The 22,659-nt window shown below is 60.8% G+C and carries 26 protein-coding genes and 1 pseudogene; 21 read left to right on the plus strand and 6 right to left on the minus strand.

The genetic code is table 11. From position 1 onward, the window contains the following. Positions 1-64: 64 nt before the first annotated feature. Complete coding sequence (locus D7241_RS17560; protein WP_408102606.1) at positions 65-1,120, minus strand: DUF2066 domain-containing protein; 1,056 nt, start codon at positions 1,118-1,120, stop codon at positions 65-67. Between the two features lie 323 nt (positions 1,121-1,443). On the opposite strand from D7241_RS17560, the gene purM reads away from it, so the two are divergent. From purM to dapC, 5 genes are read left to right on the plus strand one after another with little or no spacing between them, the layout of a single operon-like run. Beyond that, the gene (purM, locus tag D7241_RS17565) at positions 1,444-2,502 is read left to right on the plus strand and encodes a phosphoribosylformylglycinamidine cyclo-ligase (protein WP_408102607.1); all 1,059 of its coding nucleotides are present in this window, start codon (positions 1,444-1,446) and stop codon (positions 2,500-2,502) included. After that, positions 2,502-3,149, plus strand: coding sequence for a phosphoribosylglycinamide formyltransferase (purN, locus tag D7241_RS17570; RefSeq protein ID WP_408102608.1), 648 nt, complete (start codon positions 2,502-2,504; stop codon positions 3,147-3,149). The genes purM and purN overlap by 1 nt, the downstream gene beginning before the upstream one ends. Positions 3,150-3,157: 8 nt before the next feature. Next, on the plus strand, positions 3,158-3,868 hold the full coding sequence (locus D7241_RS17575) for a DUF3108 domain-containing protein (protein WP_408102609.1): 711 nt from the start codon (positions 3,158-3,160) through the stop codon (positions 3,866-3,868). Positions 3,869-3,921: 53 nt separating this feature from the next. Beyond that, complete coding sequence (locus D7241_RS17580) at positions 3,922-4,587, plus strand: COG3650 family protein (RefSeq protein ID WP_408102610.1); 666 nt, start codon at positions 3,922-3,924, stop codon at positions 4,585-4,587. A gap of 52 nt (positions 4,588-4,639) precedes the next feature. Beyond that, the gene (dapC, locus tag D7241_RS17585; RefSeq protein WP_408102611.1) at positions 4,640-5,836 is read left to right on the plus strand and encodes a succinyldiaminopimelate transaminase; all 1,197 of its coding nucleotides are present in this window, start codon (positions 4,640-4,642) and stop codon (positions 5,834-5,836) included. A 37-nt stretch (positions 5,837-5,873) separates the two neighbouring features. Here the strand turns inward: dapC and D7241_RS17590 are convergent, their stop codons facing one another. After that, on the minus strand, positions 5,874-6,020 hold the full coding sequence (locus D7241_RS17590; RefSeq protein WP_408102612.1) for a hypothetical protein: 147 nt from the start codon (positions 6,018-6,020) through the stop codon (positions 5,874-5,876). A gap of 11 nt (positions 6,021-6,031) precedes the next feature. Next, positions 6,032-6,277, minus strand: coding sequence for a hypothetical protein (locus D7241_RS17595; protein ID WP_408102613.1), 246 nt, complete (start codon positions 6,275-6,277; stop codon positions 6,032-6,034). A gap of 139 nt (positions 6,278-6,416) precedes the next feature. On the opposite strand from D7241_RS17595, the gene D7241_RS17600 reads away from it, so the two are divergent. The 5 genes from D7241_RS17600 (at position 6,417) to D7241_RS17620 (ending at position 10,017) form a co-directional block, all read left to right on the plus strand. Beyond that, positions 6,417-6,752, plus strand: a complete 336-nt coding sequence (locus tag D7241_RS17600) for a thioredoxin family protein (RefSeq protein ID WP_408102614.1) — start codon at positions 6,417-6,419, stop codon at positions 6,750-6,752. A gap of 116 nt (positions 6,753-6,868) precedes the next feature. After that, on the plus strand, positions 6,869-7,240 hold the full coding sequence (locus tag D7241_RS17605) for an ArsC family reductase (protein WP_408102615.1): 372 nt from the start codon (positions 6,869-6,871) through the stop codon (positions 7,238-7,240). A gap of 43 nt (positions 7,241-7,283) precedes the next feature. Then, on the plus strand, positions 7,284-8,318 hold the full coding sequence (gene dapD / locus D7241_RS17610) for a 2,3,4,5-tetrahydropyridine-2,6-dicarboxylate N-succinyltransferase (RefSeq protein WP_408102616.1): 1,035 nt from the start codon (positions 7,284-7,286) through the stop codon (positions 8,316-8,318). Positions 8,319-8,401: 83 nt separating this feature from the next. Next, entirely contained in the window at positions 8,402-9,607 is a 1,206-nt protein-coding gene (locus tag D7241_RS17615; protein ID WP_408102617.1) for an aminotransferase class V-fold PLP-dependent enzyme, read from the plus strand. Next, entirely contained in the window at positions 9,604-10,017 is a 414-nt protein-coding gene (locus D7241_RS17620) for a SufE family protein (RefSeq protein ID WP_408102618.1), read from the plus strand. Before D7241_RS17615 ends, D7241_RS17620 begins: the two co-directional genes overlap by 4 nt. Positions 10,018-10,074: 57 nt before the next feature. Here the strand turns inward: D7241_RS17620 and tcdA are convergent, their stop codons facing one another. Further along, a complete protein-coding gene (gene tcdA / locus D7241_RS17625) occupies positions 10,075-10,881 on the minus strand; it encodes a tRNA cyclic N6-threonylcarbamoyladenosine(37) synthase TcdA (protein ID WP_255979016.1) in 807 nt (268 codons plus the stop codon). A 159-nt stretch (positions 10,882-11,040) separates the two neighbouring features. On the opposite strand from tcdA, the gene dapE reads away from it, so the two are divergent. From dapE to D7241_RS17640, 3 genes are read left to right on the plus strand one after another with little or no spacing between them, the layout of a single operon-like run. Then, the gene (gene dapE, locus D7241_RS17630) at positions 11,041-12,186 is read left to right on the plus strand and encodes a succinyl-diaminopimelate desuccinylase (protein WP_408102619.1); all 1,146 of its coding nucleotides are present in this window, start codon (positions 11,041-11,043) and stop codon (positions 12,184-12,186) included. After that, entirely contained in the window at positions 12,180-12,989 is an 810-nt protein-coding gene (locus D7241_RS17635) for a putative RNA methyltransferase (protein WP_408102620.1), read from the plus strand. Before dapE ends, D7241_RS17635 begins: the two co-directional genes overlap by 7 nt. Positions 12,990-13,011: 22 nt before the next feature. Continuing rightward, positions 13,012-13,383 (plus strand): hypothetical protein, encoded by a 372-nt coding sequence (locus D7241_RS17640; protein WP_408102621.1) that lies wholly within the window; start codon positions 13,012-13,014, stop codon positions 13,381-13,383. A gap of 77 nt (positions 13,384-13,460) precedes the next feature. Here D7241_RS17640 and D7241_RS17645 read toward each other — a convergent pair whose 3' ends face one another. After that, positions 13,461-13,670, minus strand: a complete 210-nt coding sequence (locus tag D7241_RS17645) for a cold-shock protein (RefSeq protein ID WP_014852307.1) — start codon at positions 13,668-13,670, stop codon at positions 13,461-13,463. Positions 13,671-14,026: 356 nt separating this feature from the next. Here D7241_RS17645 and D7241_RS17650 point away from each other — a divergent pair, with 356 nt between their 5' ends. The 5 genes from D7241_RS17650 (at position 14,027) to D7241_RS17670 (ending at position 20,812) form a co-directional block, all read left to right on the plus strand. Then, positions 14,027-14,350: a hypothetical protein gene (locus D7241_RS17650; protein WP_408102622.1), complete on the plus strand. Its 324-nt coding sequence runs from the start codon at positions 14,027-14,029 to the stop codon at positions 14,348-14,350. Between the two features lie 656 nt (positions 14,351-15,006). After that, entirely contained in the window at positions 15,007-17,490 is a 2,484-nt protein-coding gene (gene plsB, locus D7241_RS17655) for a glycerol-3-phosphate 1-O-acyltransferase PlsB (RefSeq protein ID WP_408102623.1), read from the plus strand. A gap of 171 nt (positions 17,491-17,661) precedes the next feature. Beyond that, positions 17,662-19,296, plus strand: coding sequence for a choice-of-anchor Q domain-containing protein (locus tag D7241_RS17660; RefSeq protein ID WP_408102624.1), 1,635 nt, complete (start codon positions 17,662-17,664; stop codon positions 19,294-19,296). A gap of 182 nt (positions 19,297-19,478) precedes the next feature. Further along, positions 19,479-20,165 (plus strand): DUF4197 domain-containing protein, encoded by a 687-nt coding sequence (locus D7241_RS17665; RefSeq protein WP_408102625.1) that lies wholly within the window; start codon positions 19,479-19,481, stop codon positions 20,163-20,165. A gap of 29 nt (positions 20,166-20,194) precedes the next feature. After that, a complete protein-coding gene (locus D7241_RS17670; RefSeq protein ID WP_408102626.1) occupies positions 20,195-20,812 on the plus strand; it encodes a hemolysin III family protein in 618 nt (205 codons plus the stop codon). Between the two features lie 46 nt (positions 20,813-20,858). Here the strand turns inward: D7241_RS17670 and D7241_RS17675 are convergent, their stop codons facing one another. Beyond that, positions 20,859-21,314 carry an ATPase gene (locus tag D7241_RS17675; protein ID WP_408102627.1) on the minus strand — a complete coding sequence of 152 codons (456 nt, stop codon included), beginning with the start codon at positions 21,312-21,314 and terminating at the stop codon, positions 20,859-20,861. Between the two features lie 130 nt (positions 21,315-21,444). Here D7241_RS17675 and D7241_RS17680 point away from each other — a divergent pair. From D7241_RS17680 to D7241_RS17690, 3 genes and pseudogenes are all read left to right on the plus strand, one after another. Beyond that, positions 21,445-21,708: pseudogene (locus tag D7241_RS17680) on the plus strand (ATP-binding protein); the annotation flags it as partial. A 149-nt stretch (positions 21,709-21,857) separates the two neighbouring features. Next, the gene (locus tag D7241_RS17685) at positions 21,858-22,121 is read left to right on the plus strand and encodes a heavy-metal-associated domain-containing protein (RefSeq protein WP_408102628.1); all 264 of its coding nucleotides are present in this window, start codon (positions 21,858-21,860) and stop codon (positions 22,119-22,121) included. A 32-nt stretch (positions 22,122-22,153) separates the two neighbouring features. Next, entirely contained in the window at positions 22,154-22,588 is a 435-nt protein-coding gene (locus tag D7241_RS17690; protein WP_408102629.1) for a DUF411 domain-containing protein, read from the plus strand. Positions 22,589-22,659 lie beyond the last annotated feature (71 nt).

A 22,659-nucleotide genomic window follows, 5' to 3' on the forward strand; every position in this document is an offset into this window, starting at 1 on the left:
GAGCGCTGCGAGGTTCAAATTCAGTGCGCCGTGCACACTGGGCAAGGCGCCCCCGGCTTCACCGTTACCAGCGGTAGCGCAATACCTTGCCCTTATCCGCCTGCGGTGGCTGTTCGGCAGCAGGTTGACCCGGCTGCTCAAGCGGTGCCGCAGCATCAAGCGGCTGCGCCTCGCTTTCATCGACAGGCACCTCCTGCAGGCGTGCCAGTGCCAGCTGCGCGCGAAGTTGCTCGGGACTGGCATTGAGGCGATACACCAGCCGATCGCTTTCGACACGCTGCAGACGCGCGCCGAAAGGTTCGAGCAGGCGATCCAGCTCAGCAAACCGCTCGATATCGGCGCCCAACACCTCAAGCGTAATCTCCGATGTCTCACCAGGCGCGACGCGGTATTGCGGGGCGAGGAATTTGCTGACAGCCAGCATCACGGCATCGGCCAACGCCGCCCGGCTGTCGCCGCTCGCCTTGCCTTTCGTTTGCAGGTCGCCGAGCCAGAGCTGCCAGCTCGCTTCCCAGGCTTCACCAGATTGCCTGGCTACCACGGCCAACAACCCATCTGCATCGTAACGTTCGGACACCTCGCGGAGCGCCTGCGGATCCTTGGCCGCGACCGTCTCGGCAGTGGCCGCGAGCTGCTCGCTTAGATCGGCGAGCGGCAGACGCAACGGCAAACCCCGATGTTGGGCAGCCGCTTGCAAGTCGACGGAACCTTCCTGGGCATCACCGACGAGCTGCGAGCCGTTAGGCGACTCTCCCAGCCACCAGGTCAGAATGCTCGGACGGTCCGCACCCCACAGTGACAGACCGGCGGATCGCAGAGCGCGCTCAGTAGTGATCGGATCAAAATTCACCACCACTGCATTGTCTTCGTAAGCGTACCGACCTATCAGCTGTTGCGGATCCTTACGCAATTGCGCAACGGCCGCCTGATCCGTCTCGGCGTTACCCGTCAGGCGCAGTACCAGCGTGTCGAAGGCCTTGCGCAATGCCTCTTCACGCTCTGCCGGCTGCTGGCTGGTAACCGGTTCACGTACCTGGTACAGATCGCTGAGAGGTGCAGCCATGCCTGGGACGGCAACGATCGCGCAGCAGAGGGCCAAAAAGTGGGGAATAAGACGCATGAAAGTACTCGCTGGCTGGCCAGTCATGGGAAGCCTTCCGGTCGCGCGGTGACGACCGGGTTGGGCCATGGTGAATCAAGCGTTATACCTTAAACAGGCGTCTGAATCGGGGCAACCGCCACACATGTGAGTTGAGCGGCGAAATCAAAGTCCACGTAGTTTTTTGCAAGCATGCCCAGCGAGATCGCGCGGGATGGCCGCTCTGCGGCAAGCCTGATAAAATCTCGCGCTTTCCAGACCGGTCCGGCGTCCTAGCCGCGTCGAGACAACAGCCTCGTTCCGACCCGGTCGCCCCGCACTCTCCTCACAGGTCCGGATTTTCTATGAGCAAGCAACCTTCCATCAGCTACAAGGACGCCGGTGTCGACATCGATGCAGGCGAAGCGTTGGTCGAACGCATCAAGGGCGTAGCCAAACGCACCGCACGTCCTGAAGTTATGGGCGGCCTGGGCGGCTTCGGCGCGCTCTGCGAAATCCCTGCTGGTTACAAACAGCCTGTATTGGTCTCCGGCACCGACGGCGTCGGCACCAAGCTGCGCCTGGCGCTGAATTTGAACCAGCATGACAGCATCGGCCAGGACCTCGTCGCCATGTGCGTCAACGATCTGGTCGTTTGCGGTGCCGAGCCGCTGTTCTTCCTCGATTACTACGCCACCGGCAAACTCAATGTCGACATCGCCGCCACTGTGGTCACCGGCATTGGCGCCGGCTGCGAACTGGCCGGCTGCTCGCTGGTCGGTGGCGAGACCGCTGAAATGCCCGGCATGTATGAGGGCGAAGATTACGATCTCGCAGGTTTCTGTGTCGGCGTGGTGGAAAAGAGCGAAATCATCGATGGCTCAAAGGTTACCGCTGGCGATGCACTGATCGCGCTGCCCTCCTCCGGCCCGCATTCCAATGGCTATTCGCTGATCCGCAAGATCATCGAAGTCGCCGGTGCCGATATTGACAACATCCAGCTCGACGGCAAGCCGCTCACCGAACTGCTGATGGCGCCGACGCGTATCTACGTCAAGCCGCTGCTCAAACTGATCAAGGACACTGGCGCGGTCAAGGCCATGGCGCACATCACCGGCGGCGGCCTGCTGGACAACGTCCCGCGTGTGCTGCCCGAAGGTAGCCAGGCTGTCGTTGACGTTGCCAGCTGGCAACGTCCAGCCGTATTCGACTGGCTGCAACAGCAAGGCAACGTCGATGAGCACGAGATGCACCGTGTACTCAACTGTGGCGTCGGGATGGTCATCTGCGTTGCGCAGGAGCAGGTCGAGGCGGTTCTCGCAAACCTGCGCAGCTCCGGCGAGACGCCCTGGGTCATCGGCGAAATCGCATCGACTGGCGAGAGCGCCGAGCGCGTCTTGCTGAACAACCTGAAAAGCCACTGATGAGCGCACCTTGCAATGTCGTGGTGCTGATCTCAGGGTCCGGCAGCAATCTGCAGGCCTTGATCGACAGCCTCGGCGAAGACAACCCGGCGCGTATCTGCGCGGTGATCTCGAATCGCCCCGAAGCGCTGGGTCTGCAGCGCGCCCAAGCAGCCGGCATTGCCACCCACGTTGTACGGCACAAGGACTTCACCGACCGTGAGGCCTTCGATGCGGCGCTGATGGAAATCATCGACACGCACGAGCCGCAACTGGTGGTACTGGCCGGCTTCATGCGCATCCTTACATCGGGCTTCGTTCGCCATTACCAACGCCGCTTGCTCAACATCCATCCATCTCTTCTGCCGAAATACAAAGGGCTAGACACCCACCGTCGCGCCCTCGAAGCGGGTGACCGTGAGCACGGCTGCAGTGTGCATTTCGTCACTGAAGAGCTCGATGGTGGCCCCGTTGCAATACAAGCCGCCTTCATCATCGAACCTGATGAAAGCATCGATGCGCTGACCGGCCGGGTTCATGCGGCCGAGCACATCATCTACCCGCTGGCTGTTCGCTGGTTTGCTGAAGGTCGCTTGCGCCTCGCCGAGCAAGGCGCGATGCTGGATGACATTCCATTGCCGGCTACCGGCCATCTGCTACGAATCTAGGAGAAATTATGCGCCGCGCCTTGCTGCTCGCTCTTGCCGTACTGGCCTTGCCGGTTCATGCCCTGGAGCTCAAGCCCTTCTCTGCCAGCTACACCGCTGACTGGAAACAGGTACCTGTCAGCGGCACCGCACAGCGCAGCCTGGAAAAACTCGGCGACGACACTTGGCGGCTGGATTTCGAAGCCTCCATGCTGGTTGCCAGTTTCAATGAGCGCAGCACCTTCAGCGTCGAAGGCGATACCTTCATGCCGCAGAGCTACCGTCTCAAGCGCAGCGGGCTTGGTAAAGGCAAGACGATCAAGCACGACTTCGACTGGGCCGCTAAACAGGTCGTGGGGGAGGATCGAGGCGATCCTGTCAAACTGCCGCTCAACCGTGGCCTGCTGGACAAATCCACCTATCAGATCGCTCTGCAGGAAGCTGTGGCGGCTGGCGAGAAGAGCATGAGTTATCAGGTCGTCGACGGTGATGAGATCGAAACCTATGATTTCCGCGTGCTCGGCGAAGAGAAAGTCAGCACCAAAGCTGGCCAGGTCGATGCGATCAAGGTCGAGCGAGTGCGCGACCCGACGCAGAGCAAGCGCCAGACCATACTCTGGTTCGCCACCGACTGGGATTACCTGCTGGTGCGCCTGCATCAGATTGAAAAGGACGGCAAGGAGTATCAAATCATGCTCGAAGAGGGCACCGTCAACGGCAAAGCCGTTAAAGGTAATTGATCCCTGCGCCAGCTTGCTGGCACAGGCCGCCCGCCGTTACATCGAGTCCATCCATGACCTCTCCCCGTGCCCTGTTGCTTATCCTGCTACCGCTCTTTGCCGGCTGTCAGTCGCTGTCATGGAACGATGAGCCTCCGGCGCCGCCGACCGAGCGACTGCAGGGAGAAATCACACAGGCCGATGGCAAGCTACTGCTGCACACCTGCCAAGGCCGGCGAAGCCTGGAACTGCTCGATGCCGGCTCGACAGGCTTGCCAGACGATGCACAGGCGCTTCTGGCGGACGGTGGCCAGCCATTGTTCGCAGACGTACGCGGCAGTCTGATTTCGCGCCCTGACGGCACTGGCCAGTTGCAGCTGAGCCAAGTCTATCGATTGCAGGGCGAAGGACCGGGATGCAGCGCGCCCGATTTCAAACAACTGATGCTGCGGGCTGGCGGCCATGAGCCGGACTGGGATCTGCGTGTGACCAGCCAGGGCATGCTGCTCGAACGCCTTGGACAACCACCGTTGGCCGTTCCCTATCTCGAGGAGCAGCTACCCAGCGGCCAAACCAGTTTCAGCAGCGAAGCCAACAATCAGCGACTCAATCTATGGGTTGCCCCGCAACGCTGCGTTGACACCGCCACAGGCACGGTCAGCCACCTGACTGCCGAATTGCGCCTTGACGACCAGACCCTGCGTGGCTGCGCCTATTACGGCGGCGCGCGCAACGACTGAACTTATCGAAGCGCGCTGCTGCGCGCCTACCGACGTTTCGAAGATCCCAACGATGAATGACGCTCTGACCCTGCTGCAGCCCTACCCGTTCGAGAAACTCCGCAACCTGCTCGCCGACGCGCAACCACCGGCTGACAAACGCCCTATTGCCCTTTCGATCGGCGAGCCGAAACACCGCTCGCCGGATTTCGTCGCTAAGGCGCTGGCCGAAAACCTCGACCAGTTGGCGGTGTATCCAACTACATTGGGCATTCCCGCACTGCGCGAATCGATTGCGCGTTGGTGCGAACGGCGCTTCGGCGTGGCTGAGGGCAAAATCGATCCGGCGCGACACGTGCTACCCGTCAACGGCACCCGCGAGGCACTCTTTGCCTTTACCCAGACCGTGGTCGATCGCGGACCGGATGCATTGGTGATCAGCCCCAACCCCTTCTACCAGATCTATGAAGGGGCGGCCCTGCTGGCCGGCGCGACGCCGCATTACCTACCTTGCACTGTCGAGAACGGTTTCAACCCGGACTTCGATGCCGTCTCGGCCGATATCTGGAAGCGCACGCAAATCCTCTTCCTCTGCTCACCTGGCAACCCCACCGGTGCCCTGGTGCCGCTTGAAACTCTGAAGAAGTTGATCGCATTGGCCGACGAGCACGACTTCGTCATCGCCGCGGACGAGTGCTACAGCGAACTGTATTTCGATGAAGACCAGCCGCCGGCGGGTCTGCTGACCGCATGTGCGGCGCTGGGTCGCGATGACTTCAAGCGCTGCGTGGTCTTCCACAGCCTGTCCAAACGTTCAAACCTGCCCGGACTACGCTCCGGCTTCGTCGCGGGTGACGCGCAGATTCTCAAGGCCTTTCTGCTTTATCGCACCTATCACGGTTGTGCCATGCCGGTGCAGACACAACTGGCCAGCATTGCCGCATGGAAAGACGAAGTACACGTACAGGCCAATCGTCAGCTGTACCGGGAAAAGTTCGATGCAGTGTTGGACATTCTCGCTCCGGTGATGGATGTGCAACGTCCCGATGGGGGTTTCTACCTGTGGCCGAAGACGCCCATTGACGACCAGCGCTTTACCCGCGAACTCTTTGCGAGTGAACACGTGACCGTGGTACCCGGCTCCTATCTGTCACGTGAAATTGACGGATTCAGCCCAGGGGCTGGCCGAGTTCGCATGGCGCTGGTCGCGCCGCTCGCGGAATGTGTCGAAGCAGCCAAGCGAATCCGCGATTTCGTCGCCACACTGTAAAGCCGGAGCCGGACGCTACGGTGTCCGGCTCGGCAATTCAGGCGACTCCCGGCGGAATCTTGTCCTTGCCGTAGTCCCGCAGTTTTTCCAGATTCTCTGGCTTCATGTGTTCGGGAATGTCCGCTGTGGTTGACTCATCACGCTTGTCATGATCATCCACGTCCGGCTTTTCTGGCTCGTTCATACTACCCTCCGTCAGATCGCATTCTCTTCCCAGATCAGCTCACCCTCGTCACTGACCTCTCTCACCTTGGTCAGCGCCGCCTCAGCCGCGACGTCCGCCTCGGAGGCGAGATCGAAACGCCGGCCGTTGGCGACGTGAAAGACCTGAGCATCTTCATCCGTACCACGACGCTTCACGGCAATCACCGCCTCGAATGCATCATCGGCGGGAACCGCGGAGGAAATGGCCTCGTAGTGTTCGAAATGCTTGCGTGCCATACAGGACCTCATCGTTGCGATTGTCATCAATGGACAACACATCAAGGGAAAAAGGTCGAGCGGATTTCGAGACTCCGCAGCTGAACGAGAGCCGCTGACGCGACTCCCAATCATATTAGCGATTACCGGAAGGCCAGCCATGCCCATGAATGAAAACTACAGCGCCAGCGCACCCTCACGTGCCGAGGTGGATGCATTCGACGGTTTCACTCTGCTCGAATTTGGCACCGCTTGGTGCGGCCATTGCCGCGTAGCGCAACCGTTACTAGCGGCGGCCATGACCGAGCGCGACATTCGCCACCTCAAAGTCGAAGATGGCCCAGGGCGAGCGCTGGGACGTTCTTTTCGCGTTAAGCTTTGGCCAACTTTGATACTTATGTACCAGGGAGAGGAGTTGGGCCGTGTTGTGCGCCCTACCAGTACCCGGGCCATCGAGGACTTGCTCAGTCATGCGGATAATCCTCGGGCTGGATAGACACCTGGCTCGCTCCGGCCTGATGCACAGACCAGTGCGGACCCGCCAGGCGGCAGTCTTCGTCTCATCGTGGCATAATCCGCGACCCAGTTTGGCCGTGGAGCGCAGAGCCCGTCATGCCCGATCAAAACAAAGGACTGTGTCTGTACGGCATCAAGGCCTGTGACACGATGAAAAAAGCCCGCACCTGGCTCGATGAGCAGGGGCTAAGCTACAACTTTCATGATTACAAGAGCGCCGGTATCGACCGCGCCCATTTGGAAGCCTGGTGCAATGAACATGGCTGGCAGACCGTACTCAACCGTGCAGGCACCACCTTCCGCAAGCTGAACGACGCGCAGAAAGCCGACCTCGATCAGGTGAAAGCCATCGAGTTGATGCTGGCCCAACCGTCGATGATCAAGCGCCCAGTACTCGATCTGGGCAACAAGACGCTGATCGGCTTCAAGCCGGATATGTACGCTGCCGAGCTGGCAGCCAAGAACTGAGACCCGCTCACCGAGACGAGCGCGATTGATAAAAGGATTCCTTATGAGCACTACCCTATTCAGCCTGGCGTTCGGCGTCGGCACCCAGAACCGTCAGGGCAACTGGCTCGAAGTCTTCTACGCGCAGCCGCTGGTGCAGCCGGCCGGTGCACTGGTCGACGCCATCGCAGCGTTGCTCGACTACCAGGGCGGCAACCAGGCGATCGCCATCAGCACCACCCAGGCCGCGCAGCTGGCCGATGCCGTCAAATCGATCGACGCTACTCAGCATGCTCTGCTCACACGCCTCGCCGAAAGCCAGCGTCCATTGGTGGCCACGCTGCTCGCCGAAGACGCCGCGCTGACTTCCACGCCCGAGGCGTATCTCAAGCTTCACCTGATCTCACACCGTCTGGTCAAGCCGCACGGCTTGAACCTCGCCGGCATCTTCCCGCTGCTCCCCAACGTCGCCTGGACCAACCAAGGCGCGGTGGATCTGGCCGAGCTGGCCGAGCGCCAACTGGAAGCCCGCCTGAAGGGCTACCTGCTAGAGGTCGTCTCGGTCGACAAATTCCCGAAAATGACCGACTACGTGGTGCCGGCAGGCGTCCGCATCGCCGACAGCGCGCGTATCCGTCTTGGTGCTTACGTGGGTGAAGGCACCACGGTAATGCATGAAGGCTTCATCAACTTCAACGCCGGCACCGAAGGCCCAGGCATGATCGAAGGCCGCGTCTCGGCTGGCGTCTTTGTCGGCAAGGGCTCGGATCTCGGCGGCGGCTGCTCCACCATGGGCACCTTGTCCGGCGGCGGCAACATTGTCATCTCTATCGGCGAAGGCTGCCTGATCGGCGCCAACGCCGGTATCGGCATCCCGCTGGGCGACCGCAACACCGTGGAGTCCGGGCTCTACATCACTGCTGGCACCAAGGTGAACCTGCTCGACGAACAAGGCGAGTTGGTCAAAGCGGTGAAGGCACGCGAGCTGGCCGGCCAGACCGACCTGCTGTTCCGCCGCAACTCGCTGACCGGTGCGGTCGAATGCAAGACCCACAAGTCCGCGATCGAGCTGAACGAGGCGCTGCACGCGCATAACTAAGCGCAGCGTCATGATGCAGGCGGGCTAACCAACCCCGTGACAGCCCGCCTGCATCGTTCTCCGTCCTGTTTTCAGGAGTCTCCATGTCGCTGATATCTCCCTGGCGTGCCGACTTCCCCGCCCTGGCTATCTTTGAAGCTCAGAGTCAGACCTACCTCGACAGCGCCGCCACCGCGCAAAAACCCCAGGCACTGATCGACGCCCTTACCGGGTACTACACCTGCGGCACCGCCAACGTCCATCGCGCCCAGCACCAGCCCGCCGAGCGAGCAACGCGTGCGTTCGAGGACGCGCGCATCAAGGTGGCGCGCTGGCTGAACGCGTCCTGCCCGACCGAGATCGTGTTCACGCGCGGTGCCACCGAGGCATTGAACCTGCTCGCCTATGGGCTTGAACACCTGATCGAAGCGGACGACGAGATTGTCATCAGCACGCTGGAGCATCACGCCAACCTGTTGCCGTGGCAGCAACTGGCGAAGCGTCGAAATGCAAAATTGCTGGTTTTGCCATTGGATGATCGCGGCGCAATTGACGTGGAAGCTGCCGCCAGGCTCATCGGCCCACGAACTCGCCTGCTCGCTGTCAGCCAGCTATCCAATGTCCTCGGCGTCTGGCAGCCGCTTGCCGAATTGTTGCCGCTGGCCAAGGCCCAAGGTGCGCTGACGGTGGTGGACGGCGCTCAAGGCGTAGTGCACGGCCGGCACGACATGCAGGCACTGGCTTGTGACTTCTATGTACTGTCCAGCCACAAGTTGTACGGCCCGGAAGGCGTCGGCGCACTCTATGGTCGCGGCGAGTCGCTGCTCGAACTGCGCCACTGGCAATTCGGGGGCGAGATGGTGCGCGTCGCTGACTTTCAAACCGCCGATTTCCATGCCGCCCCACTGGGATTCGAGGCCGGCACGCCGCCTATCGGTGGGGTGATTGGGCTTGGCGCCACGCTAGATTACCTATCGAAACTGGATGCCGCCGCGGTAACGGGTCATGAACAAGCGCTGCATATGAAACTGCTGGCAGGCCTGGCAGTACGCGACGGTGTGCGCTTGCTCGGTGATCCGCAGGTGGCGCTGGCCAGCTTTACCGTTGACGGTGTTCATCATGGTGATCTCGCTCATTTGCTCACCGAGCAAGGCATCGCCGTACGCAGCGGGACTCACTGCGCGCAGCCACTGATGAAGACCCTTGGCGTTGACGGTGCGATTCGCGTGTCGCTCGGGTTGTACAACGACGGCGTCGATCTGGAGCGTTTTTTTACCGCGTTGGATCGGTCACTGGACATGCTGCGGTGAATCATCTGTCCGAAGCCGCCAGTGAAGCGTTGCAAAGCTTCCAGCAAGCCGGCGGCTGGGAACAGCGTGCACGATTGCTGATGCAGTGGGGCGATCGCCTCGAGCCGCTGGGCGACGACGAGCGCAACGACCGCAATCTGGTCGCCGGTTGCGACAGCAAGCTCTGGCTGGTAGGCGAGCAGCACGACGACCGCTGCCGCTTTCGCGGCACCAGCGAAGCTCGCCTGTTGCGCGGGCTGCTTGCGGTGTTGCTGGTGCGCGTCAACGGCCTGCAAACGGAAGAGCTGCGGCGGCTGGATGTGGCGGACTGGTTCGGTCAGCTCGGGCTGGCTCGGCAACTTTCACCGTCCCGCGCCAACGGCATGAATGCGGTGCTGCAGCGAATGCGCGAACTGGCATTGGCCGAGTGATCGAATTCAGCATTGTCGATGGGCTACGCCGCCTCGATCCCTAACCAGCCGAAACCATCAGCTCTGTGCGCGCTCTGCCGGCCGCCTGGCACCGGCAACCAGTTTGTCGATCGCGCGCGCCGCAGCCACCATGCCGAAACTGGCGGTGACCATCATCGCAGCGCCGAAGCCGCCGGCGCAGTCGAGCTTCACGCCTTCGCCAACGAAACTCTTGCTCTGGCATACGCCGCCATCGGGTTTGGGATAACGCAGCTGCTCGGTGGAAAACACGCAGGGCACGCTGTAGGTCCGTCCGGGCGTGCGAGAGAAGTTGTACTCGCGCCGCAACAACGAACGCACCTTCGCCGCCAGCGGATCGTTGAACGTCTTGTTCAGGTCAGCGACTTGGATCTGCGTCGGGTCTACCTGTCCACCCGCTCCTCCGGTGGCAATGATCTGGATCTTGCGGCGCTTGCACCAGGCAATCAGCGCGGCCTTGGCCGGCACACTGTCGATGCAGTCGATAACGCAATCCATCTGCTCGGTGATGTACTCGGCCATGGTCTCGCGCGTAACGAAGTCGGCAACCGCATGGACCACGCAGGCCGGGTTGATGGCGCGGATTCGCGACGCCATCTCGTCCACCTTAGGCTTGCCCACAGCCCCTTCCAACGCATGGATCTGCCGGTTGGTGTTGGTAATGCATACGTCGTCCAGATCGAACAGACTGATCTCGCCAACCCCGCTACGCGCCAGCGCCTCCGCGGCCCACGAACCGACCCCGCCGATGCCGACCACGGCGACATGCGCAGCCGCTAACCGCTCGAGCCCGGCAGAGCCGTACAGGCGGGCAATCCCACCGAACCGCTGATCGTCGATAGACATCCCGATACCCCAGAAAAACGTCCGCCGATTATAGGTCGTTCGAGGCTGTCGATCACTGCGCAGCGACCGTACCGTGCAAACCATCCGCCACCGGCACCACCGCGAGAATTGGCGTTTTGCTTTAATATGGCGCCCTTTCCCCGCCAGCTCGGAGCCGTGATGACCGCTGCCCTCACCCCTACTCTCGAACTCGCCTGCGAGTTGATCAATCGGCCATCGGTGACTCCTCTGGACGAGGGTTGCCAGCAACTGATGATTGAGCGTCTCGCGGCTTGCGGTTTCGCCATCGAGCCGATGCATATCGAGGACGTCGAGAACTTCTGGGCGATACGCGGCAATGAGGGGCCAGTTCTTTGCTTCGCCGGTCATACCGACGTGGTCCCCACCGGCCCGCTGCAGGCTTGGCAGAACCCGCCCTTCGCGGCGCGCATCGATGAGCAGGGCATGCTCCACGGGCGCGGCGCAGCGGACATGAAGGGCAGCCTGGCGTCGATGATCGTCGCGGTGGAACGCTTCACCGCCGACCATCCCAACCACAAAGGTCAGATCGCATTTCTGATCACCAGTGACGAAGAAGGCCCAGCCCACCACGGCACCAAGGCTGTGGTCGAGCGTCTACGCGAGCGTAGCCAGCGACTGGACTGGTGCATCGTCGGTGAGCCGTCGAGCACCAAGTTGGTTGGTGACGTGGTCAAGAACGGTCGCCGCGGCTCGCTCGGCGGCACCCTGACGGTCCGAGGCCAGCAGGGCCACGTGGCGTACCCGCATCTGGCGAAGAATCCGATCCACCTCGCCGCACCAGCGCTGGCCGAGCTGGCCGCCGAGCATTGGGACGATGGCAACGCCTTCTTCCCGCCGACCAGCTTTCAAATCTCCAATCTCAATGCCGGCACCGGCGCCACCAATGTCATTCCCGGCACGCTGGAGGCGGTGTTCAACTTCCGCTTCTCCACAGAATCAACCGTCGAGGGGCTGCAACAGCGCACCGTGGCGATTCTCGACAAGCATGGGCTGGACTGGAACGTCGACTGGGCGTTGTCCGGTCAGCCTTTCCTTACCGAACCGGGCGATCTGCTCGACGGCGTGGCCGCAGCGATCCGCAGCGTGACCGGTCGCGAAACGACGCCTTCCACCAGCGGCGGCACCTCTGATGGCCGCTTCATCGCCACGCTTGGAACCCAGGTGGTCGAGCTTGGCCCGGTCAACGCAACGATTCATCAAGTGGACGAACATATTCTGGCCAGCGATCTCGACCTGCTGACCGAGATCTACTACCAGACGCTGGTCAATCTGCTCGCATGCTGATCTGTCCTATTTGCCGCGGTGATCTGAGCGCGGTCGACAATGGCGTCGCCTGCCCGGCCAATCACCGTTTCGATCGTGCCCGTCAGGGTTATCTCAATCTGCTGCCGGTGCAGCACAAGAATAGCCGCGACCCCGGCGACAACCAGGCGATGGTCGAGGCGCGCAGACGCTTTCTCGATGGTGGGCACTATGCGCCGCTGGCCGCACGGTTGGCGCAGCTGGCGGCCGAACGTGCGCCGAATCGCTGGCTAGATATAGGCTGTGGCGAAGGCTATTACACCGCGCAGATCGCCCAGGCGCTGCCCAACGCGGACGGCTATGCGTTGGACATTTCCCGCGAGGCGGTCAAGCGCGCCTGTAAACGTGCGCCGCAGCTCGAATGGCTGGTGGCGAGCATGGCTCGGGTGCCACTGGCCGATGCTAGCTGCGATCTGCTCGCCAGCGTGTTCAGCCCGCTGGACTGGAACGAAGCCCGGCGCCTGCTCGCACCCGGCGGCGGTCTGCTGCGCATGGGTCCGACCCGCGACCATCTGTGGGAACTGCGCGGCCTGCTGTATGACGAAGTACGTGACTACGACGACGAAAAACACCTGTCGCTGATCCCCGAAGACATGCACCTCGCCCACAGCGAGACCCTGTCGTTCGAGCTGCAACTGGATAGCGCCCAGGCCCGTGCCGACCTGCTGGCCATGACTCCGCACGGCTGGCGCGCCAGTGCCGAGCGCCGTGCGGCGGTGATCGACGCGCCACTGCGCGTGCGGGTTGCGATACGCTACGACTGGATCCAGCGTGACCAGCACTAAACCACACACAAGGCAGCCGCCCATGCGTCAACCGGACATCGAGATCTACCTCAGGGACGCCAGCCAGGACGCCGTCACCGATTGGCTGACCCAGACGGTTGGTCCCTGCTCACCCTGGCAACCAAAGGGCCAGACGTTCAAATGCAAATCCGGTGAGATTCCGGTGACCTGGCTGCCCAAGGCTGTCGGCAAATGGCACAGTCTGCTGCTGGAAAGCGACGCCACGCCTTGGGAAGACGACATCGCTTGCGCCCGCTCCGCGTATCAGGCGCTGAAGGTAGAAATCCGCTGCGCACCGGGTGGTTGGCAGGAAGAAGAGTCCGTAGAAGTTGCCGACCGCTGGATGAGCGTGAGCGAGCGCGGCGAAGAGGAAATTGTCTGGAGGACCGATTGAGATTAGACCTAGCGCATAACGTCGGCACATGAAAAAGCCCGTCAATCGACGGGCTTTTTCATTGTCGCGGTTGGCTGTCAGAGCCCCGCCACATCCTCGGCCTGCAGGCCTTTCTGGCCCTGGGTTACCGAGAATTCCACCTGCTGACCTTCGGCCAGAGAGCGGTGGCCTTCGCCACGAATAGCCTGATAGTGAACAAACACATCCGCACCACTACCACGCTGGATGAATCCATAACCCTTGGCATCGTTGAACCATTTAACGGTTCCGGTCTCGCGCTCAGCCATCCTACTTCTCCAACTCGATTCTTATTATTCCCCGTTCGGGGATGAATGATCAGGCCCGACCCACTGAGTCCGCCTGCCTCGAGCAATATACCGAAGCAGGCATGACAAGCGCGTTTCAAACCGTTCGCCGGCCGAGTATAGAACAGGAACAATTCTCGTCTGCGAGTTTTTTCCGGGCGTTGAAGCCAATGCCGACCGCGATGGTGCCTGGCGGTGCAGATGCGCTCGGCTTGTACTAGCCTCAAGCCGGCCCGTACATAGCGAGTCCGCAAATGCCAACGCTGACAGAGCTATGCCATGGATGCGCTGACAAAATCGATCAGTAGCGAATCCGAATCTTTCTGGAGAAAGCCTGAATGATCATAGCGATCACCACGTTCCGGTTGCCCAAGCCCATCACGCGGAGCGAGGCGCGGGATATTTTCCTAAGCACAGCACCGACCTATCAAGGTGTAACCGGGCTCGCCCGTAAACACTATGTGCTCTCCCAGGACGGGAGCACAGCCGGCGGGATCTATCTATGGAACTCGCAAGCCGAAGCCGACGCCATGTACACCGACAGCTGGAAGACATTCGTACGTGAGAAATACGGTACCGAACCTTCTGTCACCTATCTCGACAGCCCTGTCGTGGTCGATAACATCACCCAACAAATTCTCTCGGATGACCAGCTTGCTTAATACTGCTGACGCAGCCGCTGGAGGCAATTCATTGCAGCCAATGCCATATTGGCGTGGCTGAACTTAAACGTCTGGCTGCCATGAACCGATCGTTGATTCTTTCCTTTCTGGTCGCTGCTCTAGCAGGCGCTGCTATCTGGGCATTGTCTCCCTTGGTCACCGGCCACGCTGAGCCATGGGATGCAAGCGGCATTTACTACACTGCGGCCCTGGTTTTGTCTGGGTTGCTGTCAGGTCTTCTCGCCGCGAGGCCGCTCTGGGTGCTTTACGCTGGCAATATCTTCGGCCAGGTCGTTTACCTACTTCTGTTCTTACCATCTAGCCCACTGATAGTCGTTGGCCTCGTATTCCTGTTGTCATGGTCGCTGTTATTTCCTGGCGGTGCTTATATTGGCTCTCGCGTTCAAGGTCGTTTTGGCCGTCGCCCAAGCGCGGACTGACAATTCTCTAGGTTGGATAACGCGCAGCTAATCCACCAACAGGCACGAACATTTCTCCTCACAACGCTAGCGCATCATCGCTTCGGTGGAAAATTTGGTGGTTTTCCCAAACGTGGATTTACTCATCCGAACGCCAGGCGTTTTGCCCGTCACCTTCGCTTGCGGCACACTTGCCGCCTTCGAGGGCGTTGACCCTTTCATAGTCGAATTTGCCGTATGACCCGTTCTCCGATCCGCCGTCTGATTTTCTCCATCGTGCGCCGTTTGCTGTATGTCTGGGTGCGCTCGGAGACCATCAACCAATCCGCCTTTACGCTCAAGCTGGACCGCAGCAAGCCGGTGTTTTACGTGCTGCAACGCGCGTCGCTGAGCGATCTGGCGGTGCTCGATCATGAATGCATGAAGGCCGGGCTGCCGCGTCCGGTGGCTGATGTGGCAGTGGGGAATCACGTCGAACCGGCGGCCTTTATTTTTCTCAGCCCTGCCGCCAGCTGGTTTGGTCGGCGCACACCGATGGAGCCGCCTGCGCCATTAGTGCGGTTGATTGGGGCGCTGGAACAGAACGCGGTGGACAACGCGCAGATCATTCCGGTGAGCGTCTTCTGGGGGCGCTCGCCGGACCGCGAGACCAGCGCCTGGAAGCTGCTGTTCGCCGATAGCTGGGCCGTCACCGGGCGGCTGCGCAAGCTGCTTAGCATCGTCATGCTCGGGCGCCAGACCCGCGTGCAGTTTTCCGCGCCTATCCAGCTCAACGAGCTAGTGGCGCAGAGCAAGGGCCACGAGCGCACCCTGCGCATGGCCCATCGAATGCTGCGGGTGCATTTCCGTAACCAGAAAACGGCGGTGATCGGTCCCGACCTGTCGCACCGCCGCAACCTGGTGAAGGGGCTGGTCCATGCGCCTCAGGTACGCCAGGCAATCAAAGACGAAGCCGAGCGCGAGAATATCCCGCTGGAGAAGGCAGAGGCCCGCGCGCTGCGCTATGGCAACGAGATCGCCTCGGATTACGCCTACACTGCCGTGCGCTTTATCGAGGTGGTGCTGTCCTGGTTCTGGAACAAAATCTACGACGGCATCCGCGTCAATCATCTGGAGCCGCTCCAAGAGGCGGTACAGGGTTACGAGGTCATTTATGTACCCTGCCACCGCAGCCATATCGACTACCTGCTGCTTTCCTATTTGCTCTTTCGCAACGGCCTGACGCCGCCGCACATCGCCGCCGGGATCAACCTCAACATGCCGGTGATCGGCAGCCTGCTGCGCCGTGGCGGCGCCTTCTTCATGCGCCGAACGTTCAAGGGCAACCCGCTCTATACCTCCGTTTTCAACGAATATTTGCACACCCTGTTCAGCCGTGGATTTCCGGTGGAGTACTTCGTCGAGGGCGGGCGCTCGCGCACCGGGCGCATGCTGCAGCCGAAGACCGGCATGCTCGCCATCACCCTGCGCAGCTACCTGCGCTCCTCGCGGCTACCGATTCTCTTCGTGCCGGTGTACATCGGTTATGAGCGAGTGCTGGAAGGCCGCACCTACCTTGGTGAGCTGCGTGGCGCGGCGAAGAAAAAAGAGTCGATCTTCGACATTTTCAAGGTCTTCGGCGCGCTGAAACAGCGCTTCGGTCAGGTCTGGGTGAATTTTGGCGAGCCGCTGAAGCTCAACGAATTTCTCGAAAAGGAGCAACCCGGCTGGCGTCAGCAAGACCTGGCGCCGAACTATCGTCCGGAGTGGCTTAACAAGACCACCAATCGGCTCTCGGAACGCATCGCTCAGCGGCTCAACGAAGCAGCGGCCGTCAACCCGGTAAACCTGGTCGCACTGGCGATGCTGTCGACCAGTCGGCAAGCGCTGGACAGGCGTTCGCTTGCGCGCATCCTCGATGTTTATCAGAACCTGTTGCGCACGGTGCCCTACTCGCCTCATACCACCCTGCCCGAAGGCGATGGCGAAACGCTGATCAGATATGTGAAAGATCTCAACCTGCTCGCCGAGCAGAAGGATGCGCTGGGCAACATTCTTTATCTGGACGAGCAGAACGCCGTTCTGATGACCTACTACCGCAACAACGTGATGCACATCTTCGCCTTGCCGGCGCTGCTGGCGAGCTTCTTCCAAAGCAGTTCACGGATCAGCCGCGAGCAGATCCTGCGCTTCACCGAGGCGCTGTATCCGTATCTGCGCGCCGAGCTGTTCATTCGCTGGGAGCCGGAGGAGCTGGAAGCGGTGATTGATCAATGGTTAGCGGCCTTCGTCGAACAGGGTTTGCTCAAGCTCGATGGCGATACCTACGTGCGGCCGGCACCTAGTTCGCGTCAGTTCGTGCTTTTGACGCTGCTGGCGCGGGTGATCGTGCAGACTTTGCAACGCTTTTACATGGCGATTTCGCTGCTGCTCAACAGCGGCCAGCAAAGCCTTGACGCCGAAGAACTGGAAACCCTTTGCACGGTGATGGCTCAGCGGCTGTCGATCCTGCATGGGATCAACGCACCGGAGTTCTTCGACAAGAGCCTGTTCCGTCATTTCATCAAGACGCTCTTGGATCAAGACGTGCTGCGCGAGGACGCAACCGGCAAGCTCGGCTACCACGACAAGCTCGGCGAGCTGGCCGAAGGCGTCGCCAAGCGCGTACTGCCGGCCGAGATTCGCCTGTCGATCCGCCAGGTCGCATTGGAGCGCCACGATGAGGAACAGCTAACGGACTAATCCGGTCACGGGCGCTCAAGCATGGGCGTCCGACAGCGGTGCCATCAGTGGAAACCAGGCTAACGACGCTCAGGCTTAATGCCAAAACGTTCGTTCACCGACAAGCACGACGCCCATAATCAGCAGGCAACCCAACGAAAATCCTTCGGACGTCTACCGAAAGGGGCCTGTATGACACGCACCAGTGTTATCGCCTTGTCTCTAATTGTTGGTCTAGGTGGTTGTGCAACACCTAGCCTGACCAATCTCACACCCTCCTCCGTTAGCCGTTCGCCGGTGCCGCTCTATCCGTTGCGGGCGCAGGTCGATGGTCGCGGCAACCGCATCGCCCATGTCAACGCGGTCATTCACGGCATTCCCTGGGCGATGATGGCTTTGCCAAGCGATCAGCATGCGGTGGGGTATTTTGCCGATATGTGCGAAACAAACATCCCCTACCACTTCAGCGTCGGTTACCAACGGCGCAATCTGCTCGGTTCCGGCTACTCCAGCATCGTGCGGGAGAAGCGCTTCCCGGAGGCCGGGGGTTACGTGATGAATGTTGTAGGCGAGCCGCCGCCGGACGATTGCGGCGCATCCATCGGCCTGACCTTGCGTGTGGACAGTACGACCGACGAGGTGGATGTCGAGCCTGGCGATGGTAACTGCCGATCCATTTCCAATCGCTGCACGCTGAGGGCGGCGGTGATGGAAAGCAACGTGCACCAGGGCCACGATCTGATAGAGGTGCCGTCAGGGCACTACGCGCTTTCGTTGGCCGGTAGCGAAACCGTCGATGTGGCAAACGATGCGATTGGCGACCTGGATATCACTGATGGGCTGACGCTGGTGGGGCTCGGGCGCGCAATGAGGAATGAGGACCTTCAGGTCGTGATAGACGGTGGCGACATCGATCGGATTTTCGATATCTATACCGCCGCGCCGCGGGCCGTGACCCTCACCTATCTGCGTCTGGAAAATGGTCGTCCAAAGAACAGCGGCGGCGGCGCGATATGGAATCGCGGCAACCTGCGCATGGACCGGATGCTGTTGCGTGGAAACACCATCGATCATGAGCTGGAATCCTCATGTGCAGCCTTTCCAAGCCGACGCCTGTGCAACCGTGGCGCGGGCCTGTTCAACGAAGGGCAAGCACTGATTGCACGCTCAACCATCGAACAGAACTCGACCGGCTACGAGTCCGGGCACGCCGGTGGCATTTCCAATATGGGGCCGACTGCGCAGCTGTATGTGCGCGACAGCCTGATCACCGGAAATGACGCGCGTTTCTGGGGCGGGCTGCTGAACTACCAGGGCACCGTAGATATTCTGAACTCCACATTCGTCGACAATCGCAGCACCACCGGCGGCGTTCGAGCCGCTGAGATCGGCAATGTCGACGGCACCGTATCGGTCCGCAACGCAACCTTCAGCAATCATTCGCAGCTGTTCAGCCATACGGGTACCGGCGAGTTCCGCCTGGCCAACAGCCTGGTCGAAATACGCGCCTTCACCGATCTGCCGTTCTGCAGCGGTACGTTGACCAGCGGCAGCTTCAATGCCATCGGCGGCTCCAGCGGGTCCTATGATTTTTTCAGTGGCTGCGGCTTCGTCCCCTCCACCGCGGATGAAACCGAGATACGCCTGTATCTCGGCTCACTGCAGAACAACGGTGGCCCCACCCGAACCATCGCGTTGCGCGAGCCGCTCGAAGACAGCCCCTACTTCGACCCCATCGACATGGGCGGCGTGCTCTGCCCGGACACCGATCAACGCGGCAGGCCACGTGACGATCGCAATTGCGACCCGGGGGCGTTCGAGTTCTAACCGCCATCGCCAGCTGGTTTCAGGTGAGCCGTCCTGCATTGACGGCTTGCGCAGGGTGGCTGGCTCGGCTGTGTTGCGCCCTTGCGTCACTGAAACGACCGATGCAAGCTGCCAATATCTAGCGCGTCGTTCCTGCGTTTAAGCGCTTTGCCTGCCCGCTGCATCATCCCAGAGGATTTCACATGTTCCGCATTGCTACTCTCATCGCCGGTCTGATGCTGTCTGCCAGCACATATGCCCTTTCGTTAGGCGACCTCAGCCAGGGCGACGCCAGCGCAGGGCTTAAGGATGCCCTCAGCCAGGGTGCCAAAGTTGCGGTGCAGCAGCTCGGCAAGCCAGGCGGTTTCAGCAATGATCCGGACGTGCGCATCGAGCTGCCGGGCAATATCGGCAAAGCCTCGCGCATGCTGAAGATGATGGGCATGGGTGCTCAGGTCGAAGAGCTGGAAACCGGCATGAACAAAGCCGCCGAAGCCGCCGTACCACAAGCCCAGGAGCTACTGCTGGAGGCGGTACGCAAGATGACTGTCGCCGATGCCAAGGCGATTCTGGCCGGCGGCGACGATTCGGCGACTCAGTACCTGAACAAAACCAGCCGCGAGCAGATCCGCACCAAATTCCTCCCCATCATCAAGCAGGCCACCGATCAGGTCGGCGTTGCTCAGCAGTACAACGCGCTGGCCGGTAAGGCGTCTGGCCTCGGTGCGGTCGACTCCAAATACGGCACTATCGAAGGCTACGTGACCGAGCAGGCACTCGACGGACTGTTTACCATCGTCGCCGAGCAGGAGGCGAGCATTCGCCAGAACCCGACACAGGCGGCAACCAGCGTGGCGAAGAAGGTCTTCGGCGTACTGACGGGCAATTGATGGACGCACAGGTTCAGGTCTGAACATCGATGTACCACGGAGAAAAATTCAACGCCTGGACGCACCTTGCCGGCGGTGTGCTGGCCCTGATCGGCACGGTCTGGCTGCTAGTGCTGGCGGCCATGGACGGCGACCTGGCAAAGATTGTCAGCGTGGCGATTTACGGCTTCACGCTGGTACTGCTGTACAGCACCTCGACGCTCTATCACAGCGTGCGTGGCCGGGCGAAGGCGATCATGCAGAAGCTCGATCACCTGTCCATCTATCTACTGATTGCCGGCAGCTACACGCCGTTCTGCCTGGTCACCCTACGTGGCGCCTGGGGCTGGTGGCTGTTCGGTATCGTCTGGTCATTGGCAGCGATCGGCATGTTGCAGGAAATCAAACCGCGCTCGGAAGCAAGAATCCTCTCTATCGTGATCTACGCGGTCATGGGCTGGATCGTGCTCGTGGCGGTCAAGCCACTGCTCGATGCGCTCGGCACCACCGGTTTTACCTGGCTGGTCGCCGGCGGCGTGTTCTATACGGTAGGCATCATCTTTTTTGCCTACGACCAGCGTTTTCGGCACTGGCACGGCATCTGGCATCTGTTCGTCATGGCCGGCAGCCTGCTGCATTTCGTGGCAATTCTGCGCTACGTCGTTTGACGTTCGACTCCAGCCGCGCGAATCCAGACGTCGAACGTCTCGGCGCTCAAAGTTCGTGCATGCGGTTGACCTGTTGAGCCAGGCGCATGGTTTCGTGTTCTTCGAGTTGCAGCATTTCGCCGAGCAGGTCCCCTGCCCTGTCGAGACCGGCGCGATTTTCCAGCAAGCGGTACAGATCGATGATCTGGTTGTGGATCGTGAAGATTTCTCGCGAGATATCGTCGACGCTCATTCGTGCATAGGCGTCGCTGTCGAACTCCAGCCCCAGCATGTCGCGCTGAACGGCATCGTGTAGCCGGGTCTGCAGGGCACGTGGATCGGCGTGCTCCTTGATTCGCGCGATCGTGCTGGTCAGCTGCTGCTCGTGCTGTGCCAGATAGACCAAAAGCATCTTGGCCAGCGAGTCGCTGCGTTCATTCGCACCTTCTGTCATGCACTTGGACAGCCGGGCATGGGCTTGGCTGGTCCAATCGATCAGGTCTTCGCATCGTTCGATGTTCATGACGCCTCCATCCGCTGCGGTAATTTGCCGGCCGTGGTAGTCCGGAAGAGCAAAGCGGTTACACGATGCAAACACGTGCAGCCTGGATTGAACAGTGCTGGTCACCACGGCACCGATGCGCTGCGGCGTGATCCGTCTGGGCATCGATACAGGTGTGAAGGGTGTTCTGCTGAGTATCGGCAATCCTGGCGCCACCATCCTGGAAGAGCATCTGCCGCGCCTGTTCGATCGCTTCTATCGTGTCGATCCGACTCGTCGCGAAGGTAGCCCGAGCAACGCAGGGCTAGGGCTGGCGATCACCCGATCAATCATCGAAGCGCATCGAGGTGAGATCCGTTGCAGCAGCCAGGACGGTTGGACTTCGTTCGAGGTCCTGTTCCGCCCTCATAGCTGAGTCAGCTGACGGTCCTCAGCTTGGCGAAGGCGCGAGGGGCTATTTTGACAACAGAAAACGAGACTGCGTCGGCTGCTTGACCTTGCCATAAGGGAAAGGTTGAAGATCCAACCAAGCCGGAATGACCGGCGACTAGCTGAGGACTTCTCATGACCACCATCGATCTTCAAGTACAGGGCATGACCTGCGGCTCCTGTGTTCGCCATGTGACCCAGGCGCTGACACCCATCGCCGGCGTAGACCGCGTCGAGGTGGACCTCGACACCGGTCTGGTTCGAGTCGAGGGCAACGCCGACAGCACGGCGCTGATCACCGCTCTGGACGACGCTGGTTATCCGGCGCAAGCCGCGAGCAACACAACGCCAACGACCGCGGCTAAAACCGGTTGTGGCAGCGGCTGCGGTTGTCGCTAAGTTCATTTGGGCCAATCTTCTGGAGTACGCGTATGAAACTGAAACTCACCATCTTTGCCGCCCTGTTCATGGCCGGTAGCGCACAGGCCGCCGAGATCATCGACGTTCACCGCGACGCCAATTGCGGCTGTTGCAAGGACTGGGTCAAGTACCTTCAGGCTAACGGTTTCGAGGTACGCGACCATGTCGAAAGCAACATGAGCGCGGTCAAGCAAGGCCTCGGCGTGGCACCGCGCCTGGCCTCCTGCCACACCGGTGTGATCGACGGCAAATTCGTCGAGGGGCATGTGTCAGTGGCGCAGATCCATGAATTGAAGCAGCGAAACGACCTTGCCGGTGTCGCCGTGCCGGGGATGCCCGCGGGCTCTCCGGGCATGGATTACGGCCAGCCCGCGCAGGCCTATCAGGTGATCGGTCTGACAACTGGTGGCAAGGATGTGTTGATCGCGGAATATCAAGCGGACTGACTGGCACGGCTGCCATCATAGCCGTATCAGTGGCAACCTGCCCGCGCCGAGCGTGGGCAGGCCGTAAAAAA

This window comes from Stutzerimonas sp. VN223-3 (genome assembly GCF_045999685.1).
GTDB lineage: Bacteria > Pseudomonadota > Gammaproteobacteria > Pseudomonadales > Pseudomonadaceae > Stutzerimonas > Stutzerimonas stutzeri_AR.